11 protein-coding genes and 1 pseudogene are annotated in these 13,441 nt (G+C 35.7%); 10 read left to right on the top strand and 2 right to left on the bottom strand.

Translation table 11 applies throughout. The features are described from left to right. Window positions 1-96 precede the first annotated feature (96 nt). Window positions 97-525 (bottom strand): cold shock domain-containing protein, encoded by a 429-nt coding sequence (locus ACL9RH_RS00320; RefSeq protein ID WP_422691331.1) that lies wholly within the window; start codon window positions 523-525, stop codon window positions 97-99. Between the two features lie 865 nt (window positions 526-1,390). Here ACL9RH_RS00320 and ACL9RH_RS00325 point away from each other — a divergent pair. Next, a pseudogene (locus ACL9RH_RS00325) lies at window positions 1,391-2,147 on the top strand (SDR family oxidoreductase). A gap of 77 nt (window positions 2,148-2,224) precedes the next feature. On the opposite strand, the gene lgt reads toward ACL9RH_RS00325, so the two are convergent. Then, on the bottom strand, window positions 2,225-3,061 hold the full coding sequence (gene lgt, locus ACL9RH_RS00330; RefSeq protein ID WP_422691332.1) for a prolipoprotein diacylglyceryl transferase: 837 nt from the start codon (window positions 3,059-3,061) through the stop codon (window positions 2,225-2,227). A 234-nt stretch (window positions 3,062-3,295) separates the two neighbouring features. Between lgt and ACL9RH_RS00335 the strand changes: the two genes are divergently transcribed. The 9 genes from ACL9RH_RS00335 to ACL9RH_RS00375 all read left to right on the top strand — a co-directional run bounded on the left by ACL9RH_RS00335 (window position 3,296) and on the right by ACL9RH_RS00375 (window position 13,364). Further along, window positions 3,296-4,042, top strand: coding sequence for a polysaccharide deacetylase family protein (locus ACL9RH_RS00335; protein WP_422691333.1), 747 nt, complete (start codon window positions 3,296-3,298; stop codon window positions 4,040-4,042). Window positions 4,043-4,199: 157 nt separating this feature from the next. Next, a complete protein-coding gene (locus tag ACL9RH_RS00340; protein ID WP_422691334.1) occupies window positions 4,200-4,895 on the top strand; it encodes a VIT1/CCC1 transporter family protein in 696 nt (231 codons plus the stop codon). 178 nt (window positions 4,896-5,073) lie between these two features. Next, on the top strand, window positions 5,074-5,481 hold the full coding sequence (gene tssD, locus ACL9RH_RS00345; RefSeq protein WP_422691335.1) for a type VI secretion system tube protein TssD: 408 nt from the start codon (window positions 5,074-5,076) through the stop codon (window positions 5,479-5,481). 249 nt (window positions 5,482-5,730) lie between these two features. Further along, on the top strand, window positions 5,731-7,590 hold the full coding sequence (locus tag ACL9RH_RS00350) for a type VI secretion system Vgr family protein (RefSeq protein WP_422691336.1): 1,860 nt from the start codon (window positions 5,731-5,733) through the stop codon (window positions 7,588-7,590). Window positions 7,591-7,637: 47 nt separating this feature from the next. Next, window positions 7,638-8,735 (top strand): DUF2931 family protein, encoded by a 1,098-nt coding sequence (locus ACL9RH_RS00355; protein WP_422691337.1) that lies wholly within the window; start codon window positions 7,638-7,640, stop codon window positions 8,733-8,735. A gap of 32 nt (window positions 8,736-8,767) precedes the next feature. Next, window positions 8,768-10,411 (top strand): phospholipase effector Tle1 domain-containing protein, encoded by a 1,644-nt coding sequence (locus ACL9RH_RS00360; protein ID WP_422691338.1) that lies wholly within the window; start codon window positions 8,768-8,770, stop codon window positions 10,409-10,411. A gap of 19 nt (window positions 10,412-10,430) precedes the next feature. Further along, complete coding sequence (locus ACL9RH_RS00365) at window positions 10,431-11,129, top strand: hypothetical protein (RefSeq protein WP_422691339.1); 699 nt, start codon at window positions 10,431-10,433, stop codon at window positions 11,127-11,129. Further along, window positions 11,117-12,526, top strand: a complete 1,410-nt coding sequence (locus tag ACL9RH_RS00370; RefSeq protein ID WP_422691340.1) for a hypothetical protein — start codon at window positions 11,117-11,119, stop codon at window positions 12,524-12,526. The genes ACL9RH_RS00365 and ACL9RH_RS00370 overlap by 13 nt, the downstream gene beginning before the upstream one ends. Beyond that, a complete protein-coding gene (locus ACL9RH_RS00375) occupies window positions 12,507-13,364 on the top strand; it encodes a tetratricopeptide repeat protein (RefSeq protein WP_422691341.1) in 858 nt (285 codons plus the stop codon). The genes ACL9RH_RS00370 and ACL9RH_RS00375 overlap by 20 nt, the downstream gene beginning before the upstream one ends. The last annotated feature ends 77 nt before the right edge of the window (window positions 13,365-13,441 follow it).

The following is a 13,441-nucleotide window of genomic DNA, read 5'->3' on the forward strand; positions in this document are numbered from 1 at the left end:
ACTTTTTTTTACGATGCATGAAAGCCACCTAAAAAGGTGGCTTTCTGTATTATTTACAATTGATTTGTAAGATTTCACAAATCAATAGATCAAATATTATTTAACAATCTGAATGTTTACCGCAGAAAATCCTTTAGGAGACTTTTCTTTTTCAAAAGATACTTTGTTTCCTTTTTTTACCGCTTCTGCACAGTTGTTGTTGTGGAAGAAGATGTTTTCTTTAGTATTGTCTTCAGTAATGAAACCATATCCTTTTTCACTGTGGAAAGTAATGATTCCGGTTTTTCTTGGATCTTCTTCAATGATAGGAGCTGCACCCAGTTGGATCTCATCAAGGTTTACTTCCTGTCTTTGTTCAGGGGGAGTAGAAGTCAATCTTCCGAATTCATCTACGTACATGAATACATCCTCCATGTCTTTCCCTTTGTTGTTGTTCGTTTTACGTTCTTCGCGTCTTAGCGCCTTTTCTTTTTGCTTTTGAATTTTTTTCTTGAAATTTTCCTTTTTAGAAAAAGAATCTGCCATAAATTATTTTTAGTATTTAGTTTCTATAAATTGTATTGTTCACTCCGGTCTCCAATAGACCCCTATAAAGCCTGCCGATGTTTCCTGTTTTGGATTTTCCCAATCATACAGAGCTTTAAAATTCCGACAAGTTTGTTCTTAATAGAAGAATAAAAGTGTAAAATATGGCTGCTCAAAAAGCAAAGACTGAATAAAAGTTATTCTGGTCGTTACAGAAAACAAAGTAATGACTTGGTTAATAATATGCAAATATACAACAATAAAATGAATAATGCTCTTTTAAATGATTGATTATCAGAAATGGTTTTTTCTTCCAAGCGCCAAAATTCTTTATAACAGGAACATAACAGGATATAAAGCTGTTTTTTGCAGATTTCACAAAAAATCCCCAGCTTGCTGAGGATTTGTGAAAAAAAATATATTATAGAATGAAGTGGTGTATAATACGGGTGGTAAAGTATCAAATGTTGTGCCTAAAATGTACCACGATTGGTGAAATATATTGAAGTGTTTAATAAAGGCACCATATTGTAAGGTGTATCTGTCTGGTAAATAGTGAAATATTGATGAAGTACTGTTTGTATAAAAAATTAAGAGTATAATGATGACAACTCCTGAATTTTTGATAAAAACGATGGCAACAAAACATAATAAATAAAAAGCTACCCTTCTTCTCTATCATGGTGTTGTGAAAAAAATGAACAGAGTTTTAGTTTTAAACGAAAATTTTATAAAATTCATAGGAGGATATCTCCATTTTGCATAACGATTCGGATTAAATTTTAAGATAACTCCCGAAAACTTCACCATGTTGAGGTAACTTTTATTATTCATCTTTGTCTTCTTAACATTTAAAATAGAAAAAATGTCAACACAAGATGTACAAGGAAAAGTTGTTTTAATTGCCGGAGGAGGTAAAAACCTTGGTGGTTTATTGAGTAAGGATTTTGCTGCAAAAGGAGCCAAAATAGCCATCCACTACAATAGCGAGAGTTCCAGAGCCGAAAGCGAAAAGACACTGGCTGAAGTTCAGGCGTTGGGAGGAGAAGCATTTCTGTTTCAGGGAGATCTTACCAAAGTAGAAAACCTTACGAAATTTTTTGATGAAACCATTTCGCGTTTTGGCGGAATAGACATCGCTATCAATACAGTAGGAATGGTCCTTAAAAAGCCGTTTTCAGAAACTACAGAAGCGGAATACGATACCATGTTCAATGTCAATTCAAAGTCAGCCTATTTCTTTTTGCAGGAAGCCGGTAAAAAATTGAATGATAATGGTAAAATTTGTACCATTGTTACCTCATTATTGGCTGCTTATACAGGACTATATTCTACTTATGCAGGGGGCAAAAGCGCCGGTAGAACATTTTACAAGAGCTGCATCTAAAGAATTTGGAGCAAGAGGAATTTCTGTAACAGCTGTGGCACCTGGCCCAATGGATACTCCTTTCTTCTACGGACAGGAAACGGATGATGCGGTGGCTTATCACAAGTCTGCATCTGCGTTAGGAGGTCTTACTGATATTAAAGACATTGCCCCTTTGGTAGAGTTTTTAGTAACGGACGGATGGTGGATCACCGGGCAGACTATTTTTGCCAATGGAGGATATACAACAAGATAATCTGATATAATTCGTTAAAAAAATCTCCCTGAAAATTAATTTTCAGGGAGATTTTTATGTAAAAATGAATCGGGAAATTAAGTGGTTTTTATCTTTCCTTTTTCCAATATACTTTTAATGATAAAGAAGAGTCCTAACAGAACAAAAGGAATGCTGAGAAGCTGTCCCATATTCAATATCATTCCGTGTTCAAATTCAACCTGATCTACTTTGATAAATTCAATCAGAATTCTCATTATAAAGATCAGCAGAATACTGATTCCAAAATAGAATCCTTTTCCAATCTTGAAAATATTTTTCTTATAAATGAAATAAACGATCAGGAAAATAATCAGGTAAGAAATCGCTTCATAAAGCTGAGCCGGATGTCTAGGTAAATTATCTACCTGTTTGAAAACAAAAGCCCATGGAACATTCGTAGGAACTCCTATAATCTCCGAATTCATCAGATTCGCCAGCCTGATGAACGTTCCTCCTAAAGGAAGTACAATGGCTATCGCATCCAATATCGTCATAAATGGAATAGCATATTTTCTTGCATACAAAAGCAGCATAATTACCAATCCTATACCTCCTCCGTGGCTTGCTAATCCTGCAAAACCAGTGAAATGATAAGCTCCGTCAGGTCCTTTCTGGATAGGTAGAAATATTTCTAACACATGATGAGAATAATAGTCAAAATCATAGAAAAGACAATGTCCCAATCTTGCTCCTACCAGAATTCCGATAAGGGCATAAGAAAAAAGTGCTTCGTGAGCCTGTGAGCTTAGATTTTCTTTTTTATAGATCTTTTTTAAAATGTTTAAACATAAAACAAGACCCGCAAGAAATAACAACCCGTAATATTTTAATGGAATACCCAAAATATTGACGATCTCGGGATTGATGTCCCAATTGATATATAGTAAATTCATTACTGCAAAGATAAGAAAACCATAATTTGTGAAGATAAAAGCCTTTTTTGATTTGTTTGTTGTTTGATTTTTAAAGTTTTATATTGTTTTCTAAGTTGTAATATTAACTTTTTAAAACAGTACATTATAATCGGTGTTGAACTAATAATTGATATTCATTAAAGGCCCCGAAATAAAAAAATAATATATTTTGAAACTGAAATCCTTATTATATTTGTTGGTAAACCACTCATCATGAATAAACTTTTTATTGCTTTTGCAGGATTTCTTTTGCTTACCGGAAGTTCTCTATATGCTCAAAAAACAGGAGTATCTCCTTCAGATAAATGCTATATCTACCTTACCTTCGACGACGGCCCGCTTAACGGAAGTGAAAATATCAATGATATTATTTTAAAAGAAAAGATTAAGATCAGTGTTTTTATGGTAGGAGAGCATGTGGTAAAGGACAAGCAGATGGATACCTATGCCAAATATTATGATCAGAATCCTTATATAGATGAATACAATCATAGTTTTACCCACGCCAATGATCATTATGAAGCGTTTTATAATGATGTAGATAAATCGGTAAAAGATATCCTGTACAATCAAACCATTCTGAAACTTCCTTATAAAATTGTACGTCTTCCGGGACGTAATATGTGGCGTTTAGGAGGCCGTTCAAAAAATGATGTCACCAACGGAATACAGACTGCCGATCAACTGGCAGCACTTGGTTATAAAGTTGTAGGTTGGGATGTGGAATGGCAGCACCGCCCTTCAGACGGAACTCCAATACAAACGGTGAGTGAAATGTATTCCGCGGTTCAAAAGCTTTGTACCTCAGATAAAACATTTACCAAAAATAATGTAGGGATGCTTATTCATGATGAAATGTTTCAGAAAACCTGGGAAGAATCCGAACTCAAACAGCTTATTGATCTGCTGAGAAACAATCCAAACTATATTTTTGAACAGATGAGGTTTTATCCTCAATAAGCAACGTAATTTAAAATCATTCTTGAAAAAACATTTGATAACTTTAAACTGAGTTTGGGCAGAAGAGATCAGATGTATAAAACATGCCATAAGAGCAATAATGTCTTCCCGCTCAATAATGTACCTTGAAACTAACTTCAATAATATAAACACAGATATGCATCATAAGTTAGAAAAACATTACGTAAACAGAGTAGGATGGCTTCGGGCAGCGGTATTGGGAGCCAATGACGGGCTGTTATCTACCACAAGTATTGTGATTGGAGTGGCTGCAGCAGAGCCAGAACGTCATATTATCATTTTGGCCGCTTTAGCTGGAATGATTGCCGGAGCAATGTCTATGGCAGCAGGAGAATATGTATCTGTAAGTTCACAGGAAGATACAGAAAAAGCAGACCTGATCCGTGAGGAACGCGAACTTGAACAGATGCCTGAAATAGAACTGAGAGAGCTTGCGAAAATTTATGAAAGAAGAGGATGCAGCAAAGAAACCGCTATGAAGGTTGCTACAGAACTCACAGAACATGATGCATTGGGTGCCCACGCAAGAGACGAATTGGGAATTAACGAAATTACTCAGGCAAAACCTCTACAAGCGGCTGTGGCTTCATTTGGATCTTTTGCGGTAGGAGCATTGTTGCCGTTTACCGTATCACTTTTGGCTCCTATCCATCAGATGGTGTATTTTCAATATGGCTTTTCAATTATATTTTTGATGCTGCTGGGAGCAATATCTGCTAAAACCGGAGGATCGAGCATTAAAATTGCGGTGCTGAGAATTTGTTTTTGGGGAACAGTGGCAATGGGCATTACAGCTTTTGTAGGACGCGTTTTCGGAGTCAATATAGGATGATGCTTTTTTATAAGTTTTTGATTTATAGAGAGTCATGTTCCTAACAGTTGTTAGTAGTAGAATTACTACACTTTTTCATTTTTATCCTTAAAAATCATTTTGTTATCGTAAATACATCTAAATTTGGTGATATAACCAACATCAAATCACAAAATATTAACGATTAAAATTTACGATCATGGCAGAAAGAAATTCAAGAGGAATCTTAAAATTCAACAACGGAGAAGGACAAAAGCTATTGAAGCTTAACTACAGTGTATCAAGATCTACAGACGTTTCCGGACGTGTAGCTTCAGATCCTTCCAATGCACTTATCAAAATTACGGTAGAAGCTACAGAAAAATCAGACATTCTGGAAAGCCTTCTGAACGGTAAGTACAAACCGACTGTGGGAGAAATAACATTCAATAAATCTCACGAAGAAGGAACATTAACCACCTTAAAATGGCAAAACGGGTACGTTATCCAGCACGAAGTAGATTTCGATGCCGTGGATGAAAACAGTATGTACATCAGTTTTGTTGTAAGTGCAGAGCAGATTGATTTGGGGAATTCCGCTTACCATGGAGCATGGCCTTCTGCATAAGAATCAATCCCTTAGAAATCAAATAAACATCAAAACAGAATGGTACATCCGATAGGGTGCTGTTCTGTTTTTTTGTCTGTTCTTATTCTATTCATAACGCTGCCTTTTTCGTATTGAATTGCCGTAATTTTAAAAATAAAGCGTATACATGTGATTTAAATGTTGTAAAAAAATGATAACTTTATATGAAGATCGTCTGTTTTTAGAATTAATTCAAAAATGAACATCTTGCCAAACACCTTACATAATATGAATAAAAATGTCTCGAATTCCGAAAAGATTTCGGAGAATCATATTCCTGGAATCAACCGTGTGGTGAAATTGGATATCGTGATTGAAGGCAAAATGATAAAGCACTTCAAGCATTTCCGTTTACAGCAAAGTGTAAAGAAGCACCATGATTTTGAACTTACTTTGGCACATGATACCCTGAACGGTGTACAGAATCATGATTTGGAAGAAGCCCAACAGTTTTTGGGAAAACGCCTTACTGTGGTATTTAAATATAAAGATGTAGAAGGAAGTCCGGAAAGAACCTTTGTAGGAGTGATTACCAAAGTAGGTTTCAGCCAGGAAAATCATAGCCTTGGAAATATTGTTTTAAAAGGGTACAGTCCCACCATTCTATTAGATGCTGCGCCTCATACTCAAAGTTTTGGAGGAGACCAACCTGTCAATATGGGAATCATTGCCACCAATGTTATTAAGCAGGGAATAGAGAGCAGTAAGTTTGATGTGAAAATCAATGCCAAAGCCTCTTCACAGATCCTGTACAGTGCGCAGTATAATGAAACCCATTACAATTATCTCTGCAGAATGGCGGAAGCCTATGGCGAACAGTTCTATTATGATGGAGAAATCCTTCATTTCGGAAATATGCCTCCTCAGAATAAAGCTTTGGAATTGGTTTACGGCAGTAATGTCTCTGATGTCAATGTAGAATTAAAAGCGGTTCATATAAAACCTAGTTTCTATGGGTATAACAGCAGTTCTAATGCTAAACTTACCTCTGGAGAAACACCCATACAGCATATAGGAAATCTGGCTAAAACTGCTTATAAAAATAACGACGGAATATTCAAAACTCCATCACTACAGGTGGCTCCCATAAAAGCTGCTACAGATATGGATGTGGTTATTTCCCAGACGAGTACGGCAGGAAGTAAAGCTGTAGAAGTATTTACTGTTTCAGGCGGAACCACCATTCCTTTTCTGTATCCGGGATGTGTTGCCGATATCAAAATGCGGAAAACAGATACAAACCAGACTTCTTATTTTACAAAACTGATGATGACAGAAGTTATTCATGAAGTGGATGCGCTGGGACGTTATTCAGGCAGATTTGAAGCGATTGCCTCAGATACGGGATATATTCCGACACCTGACTTTACTTTACCTATTGCACAACCTCAGATTGCCACGGTAATTTCGAATACAGATCCTTTGGGGCAGGGAAGAGTTACAGTGCGATTCGACTGGCAGCTTCACGATACTACCAATTTTATTCGAATGATGTCTCCCGATGCCGGAGGTACAGATCAGATCACTCAAAATAGAGGATATGTTGCCATACCGGAAGTAGGAGATCAGGTCATGGTAGGGTTTGTGCACAATCATCCGGATCGCCCTTTCGTGATGGGAGGAATGTTTCACGGTGGAACCGGGCTCGGTGGTGGAATAGATAATCATTTGAAGTCTATCCAGACCAGAAGTGGAATCCGTATTTTAATGAATGATACTGAAGGTAGCGTTAACATTATCGACCCTAGCGGAAACAACTACTTTATGGACGGAAAAGGAAACATATCGGTAACGGCACCTAAGAATATGACCTTTAATGCCGGTGAAAATCTTACCATCAATGTAGGAAAGGATATGAAAACCAGTGTAGGAAATGATAATGCCATCAATATTATTAATAATCACCAGTTTACTTCAAAAAATTATGCGCAAACGATCAATGAAAATAAAACGATCGACATTACAGGTGATCTGAAAGAAACAACTTCCACAACGACCCATAAAGCAAAAAACGGAGATATTTTATTACAAAGCTCGGGGGTTGCGAAAGTGCTTGGTAAAATTGATGCCAAGGTAAATAAAGGATAAGGTATGACGAGGATTTCTGCTCTCATACTTCCATAAATAATTGTATAATGAACAAATTCATAAAATATCTATTAAGCATATTATTCTTTACCCAGATCTCATGTCAGGAAAAGAAAGACCATCAAAAAACAAAAACAATGACAAAATATGAATGGCTGGAGGCAACCTCAGCTCCCTTAGGTTATCCCGTAGATGTATATCGCGGAGGATTGGAAGCAGCAGATGGAGAATTTACAAGCCTGTATAGCGGAACCACAGGCGGATCATGGGGAGAAGCCAACAGAGGGATGAGTAACGGAAACAAAAGCCTTCCCAACCATTTGCATGTCATTTGGGTTTCTTATGCAGAAAAAATATTTTACGAAGTAGATGCAGATATTGAGTACGACAAAATACAGAAACTTTTTAAGGACGGATATTTTGTACCCTCAACAAGTAAAGACAATCCTCAGCCCAGAAAAGAAAATTATGATCAGATTATTGTAGGATTTGCTCCCGGAGGAACTGTTGTTATTTGGCTTTCAGGAGCGGGAAGACAGCAGGAAGTAGGGAGATATCAAGGGAAAAAGATCACAATACCTCAAACCGAAATTGATGCTCTTAGTCCCGGACCACAGAAAAATATGTTCGATCCTAATTATCAGAATAAAGTGATGCATGAGTTTGGAATCATTCCAAAAGAAGTCGTAAAAGCAAACGAAGGAAAACCTATTCCTTACAAACAATGGGATACATACAGACAGAAATATGACTGGCGAACACAATTTGAATTCCCCAATACCGGAATAACCGATGAGGTAGATTATTATTTATTAAATGGAGAACACGAATTTTTATTTGGAGATCAGCAGATCAAAGAATATAAAAATATCCCGGATGATCTGAAGTGGAACAGCAATAAAGAAAGAGCTGTCCCTAAAAAAATATATTTCAGTTGGTTTGAAAGCAAAGAAATCTACGAAGGAACAATAATTTTCGATCCACAGGAGATTACAAAAGCCTTCGAAACTCTGAATAAAGACAATCAAAAAGCTCAAATCCAGATTCTTATCAGGGTTAATGAACTGAGAAACTTTGCCTCTGTGAAATTAATCAAAGGAAAACAGGAAATCTGGTTGAAAAACAATGAAATAACGGTGAACTAGAAACAAAAAAAACACTTATTAATGATTGAATTATGAGTAAAACATTTGTTTATAATACAGGAAATCCCCAACCTCCACCTCCGGAAGAACTTCATATTTGTTTTGGAGTGTTTTTCGATGGAACCCGAAACAATCTCAAAAATACAGAAATCCGCAAAAAGGTTCAGGGAAAAGGAGAATTTCGCAATATTTCGGCCTCTGAAGAAGAAAGGAGGATTTTTGAAAAATATGCAAAAGACGATAATAGTTTCGGCAACGATTTCACCAATGTTGCGAGAAAATATATGTGCACCCAAAGAAATGCTTACTCTATTTATGTAGAAGGAATTGCTACGATAGACAAAGCGGATGATGAAGGCGGTGGTTTTAAATACGGCCGTGGAAAAACAGGCGTTATAGGAAAAGTAAGAAATGGATGTACAGCATTAGCCAAAGCCGTGAAGAAAGCGAATGATGAAGGGAAAAGTAAGAAAAAACTCAAGTCAATAGTTCTCACCGTTGATATCTTCGGATTTAGCAGGGGAGCGGCAGCCGCCAGAAACTTTGCCTATAATTTACAGATGGGAGCCTATGCGCCAAAATCTTACTATCCACCGGTTCAGGGTGCAATGAAAATAGAAGTAGATCATGAGACGAGTGAGTTTATGGCTATTGAAAAATCGTGGGTGAAAGAGGGCTTACTACCTAAATTTGGGCATTTGGGTACGGCTCTTCTACAGGCTGGACTGGATCGGGAATTGGTAGATTCTATGACAATTCATACCCGATTTATAGGAGTTTATGATACTGTTGCATCCTATGATCCAACCTGTCTTCTCCTGCCGAGTTTTCAAAAAAAGGTAGGTGAACTTCATCTCCATGAATTGGGCGCTCCAAGAAAAGCGGTTCATTTTACAGCTGCTGATGAACATCGTAAGAACTTCTCCCTGACGAGATTCCTTCCTGTAGATCTTAAATCAGGAATCGAAAGAAATTTTCCTGGCGTGCACAGTGATGTTGGAGGAAGTTATAACCATGATGTAATGTCTGCAGCAGAAATCAGTGAAAGCGGTTATACTCCGGATCCGGCAGAAGGAGTAACAGAAAGAGAATATGTATGGCTTGAAAAGGCCTATTTCTCAAGCTCACTGGAAAGTTTCAGAAATGAATTAATAGAACAGGGATGGTTTAAAAATGAACAATTAGCCGTGGAAGCTCATTGGAAGTATGTACTTACAGGAACACGGTATCTGTATAGAGGCTATAGCTTTATACCGCTTCATTTTATGTGTGATTACGCGTTGCCCTATCTTAATGAAGACAACAATTATCTCTACTATTCAAAAATAATGGAAGATTATGCATTGAATGATCCCTTTTTGGATGAAGTAAAAGCATACATGAAGATACATATTATCGACAACAATGAAAACTGGACCCTTAAAGGAAACTTTAAGCACGAAAATGAAGAACCGGAAGCAGTGGAAGAAAGCAATGCAGAAGTGCCGGTAGAAACCCCTGTCGAAAATCCCGTTGCGGCTGTACAATTGGAAGAAGTGGTTGTTACTGCATACAAGTCAGATTATCTGCTCAGAAAGCTTAAAAACAGATATCTGCACCGGTCAGCAAAAATCAATACCCTGTTGGATACTCTTGCGTATTCACCAACTGATGACCGAAGAAGAATGGAATTTTAAAAGATAAATAAAACTAATATTGGAACATCCTCTTAAAAACTTCTGCAAAACATACAGGTTGGAGACCGTGGTTATTTCTAACCCTGGAACTTCTTATTCATCAGCCAAAAGTTATGTGAGAACAGCAGAAGTGTATCATCTGGGAAATGAGAAAGAATATTTTAAATATCATGTTCTCGTGGTAGATTTCAATTTCTCCAATGATGATAACTCGATGGGAAAGTTATTAAAACAAATCAGTTATTTATTTGATGAGCTGGAAGTATCCATTGACAAACACGGAAATATAGTTAAAATTGATAACCTTAATGCTCTTCGTTTGAGATGGGTGGCAACAGTCACAAAACTTTCGGAGAATCATGAAGGTGATGCGATAAATCAATATTTCAGTCAGATCAGCAGTTTACTGGAAGATGAAAACAAACTTATTGATTTTCTGAGTAAAGATCATATGTTTGGACTGCTTTTCAATGGATTATTACAATCATTCGATGAACAGAAAAAAAGAATCACTCCTGAAGGGTTTACAGAAATTACCCATCCCGTAAAAAATGGTAATACAGTAACGTTAACCATCTCCCCTGAAAATCTGGATTCTACACATGTGGAACATTTCAGAGGATTATTTGTATTTAAAGAAGGGCATCATGAAGAAGGCTTTACGGAAATTATAAAAGATAATACCCATTTAAAACATTCATTATTATGGATAGGTTAAATAACGATAAAGAAAATCCTTCTCCGGAAAACCAAAATCAGAACCCTGAGACTCCTGATGAGGTAAAGGCTGCCAATAACCAAAAAATGGAAGAGAAGCGCGCCGAAAATGAGGAAAAAGATAAAACAGAAGAAGGTTTGCTGCTGGCTATAGATGGAGCGAAAATAAAATTCAATGCTCACATGGGAACGTTTAAAGTATTGACTGATGTTCCTACTACCCAAGATAAACTGACAGGAACGATTGTAGAAAAGCAAATTCCCAATTTTATTTTTAATGATGGTTTTCAAATGATTACCCTCACACAATGGCAAGATTTTGGAACAGCAAAAGTACAGGACAATTATGTATTGCTAAAGAAATCTACTTTACCAGGAATCGGCAAAATGCCAGGAAATATTCCCCCCGAAACCGGCAAAATAGAATTTGTAACCTCCGGACAGGTAAATGCTCCAGAAAGTGTTGACACTAAGGGAGCTCCGGTGCCAGAACAAAAAGACGATAAAAAGTGTTTTTGTGATAGAAATTTAACAATAGATGAATTAAAGCTGATTGTAAAACAACTTAGAGCATCTGAAAAGAAAAAATCTACTGCAATATTTTCTGATGAAAATTGCCCTTTACCAGAGTCTGATACCACATATGAAAGGCTATTAGATGAAATAAATGCCATGTTTAAAACCTATCATATCACTACATGTATAAGGAAAATACATTTTTTTGCACAATGTTATCATGAAACAGCAAGACTCGGGACTACCCTTGAGTATGCTAGTGGTGTTGGATATGATCCTGGAAATCATCCAGAATCTAAGCAACATGGGCATACTGTTGTTGGAGATGGACCAAGATACAAGGGAAGAGGTGCGATGCAATTAACATGGAGAGATCAACAAAAAGAATATTTTAGCTATGTCATTTTAAAAAAACCTCAATTAGTACAAGGAAAAAAAATAGATGAATTATTTGATAGAAAGAAACAATATCAAGAAAAATATATTTATACTAAAACTAAGGTTGACAAAGAAGGGAAACCTGTTTTAGACAAGAAAAAGAAAAAAATAAAAGAGAAAGTTGTTGATTTAGTGGATGTAGATGGAGCGGGATTATTGGCCAATAATTTATTTTTTGCAATTGATTCAGCCGGCTGGTTCTGGGATATCTATAAAACTGTAGAGTATAGTACAAAAGCTAATAAAGAAAAGTATAAAGAAATATTACATAAAAATTTAAATGAGGTTTCCGATTATGGAGATAAGTATCTTAGTATAATTTCAAAATTTGTAAATGGAGGAGGAAATGGAATGACTGAAAGAAATACTTATTATAACGAATTGAAAAATAATGTATTTATGTTTAACACAAAATGTATTAATCGTGATAAAATCAAAAAATAAAAGACTGAAAGTATTATTAATTATCTCCTTATTCTTTGCGGATTTTGCTTTAGCTCAACATAATTATTATGACTTAGATCGTGATAATCTTGAAGATATGGTTGTATTAGAAAAAGGTCTTTTAACAGTTAATTTTGGTAATAAAACTTCAAGTAGCATTGAATTGCCGGAAATCACTGCACTCATGAATACAAAGATTGAATATATAAATCCTTATGAAATTGCTGTATATTATAGTGGAGATAAGGTATTATATGCTACAATTAATATCTTTTATAAAAAAGAATGGTGTATAAAAAATGTTAATTTTTATAATCCTTGTCAGGAATGTGAGGATCAAAATTTTAAAATCTTAACTAAAAGCATTAATCTTCCGTTAAAAACGGTCGATTCTGATATGCTTGAGATAGATTCAAAAGGATTTAAATCATTAACATTTTTTGATAATATAGGAATAATCAAGCCATATAAAGATATTAAAAAACTATATGCAGATGTATCTAATTATCCATTATTAGCAAAGAGCTTTAATAAATCAACATTGTCTGATTTTAGAACAAAATTTACGTTATCTAGGGCTGATTTAGATGATTATAATAATATTGCCTACACCCTTACTGAAAATGGCAATTACCCAATTGGTATTGAACTTTTAAAACAGATCATTGACAAATTTCCTGCTAGAATGGTAGCCTACTTAAATTTGGCAGATAGTTATTGGGCACTTGGTGATAAAGAATCTGCTAAAGAGAATTATAGTAAATATCTTACTCTAATGAAGAGCCAAAAGAAAGAACTGAATAAAATTCCGAAGTATATTGGAGAAAGAATAAAATAGGAAATATTATATAGATTTTCTTAGAGCACCATTATTATAAATTATTGTAGGAAATAGGCTGAGATTACTTTTATTTC

The sequence above is a fragment of the Chryseobacterium sp. Mn2064 genome (assembly GCF_049319685.1).
GTDB lineage: Bacteria > Bacteroidota > Bacteroidia > Flavobacteriales > Weeksellaceae > Chryseobacterium.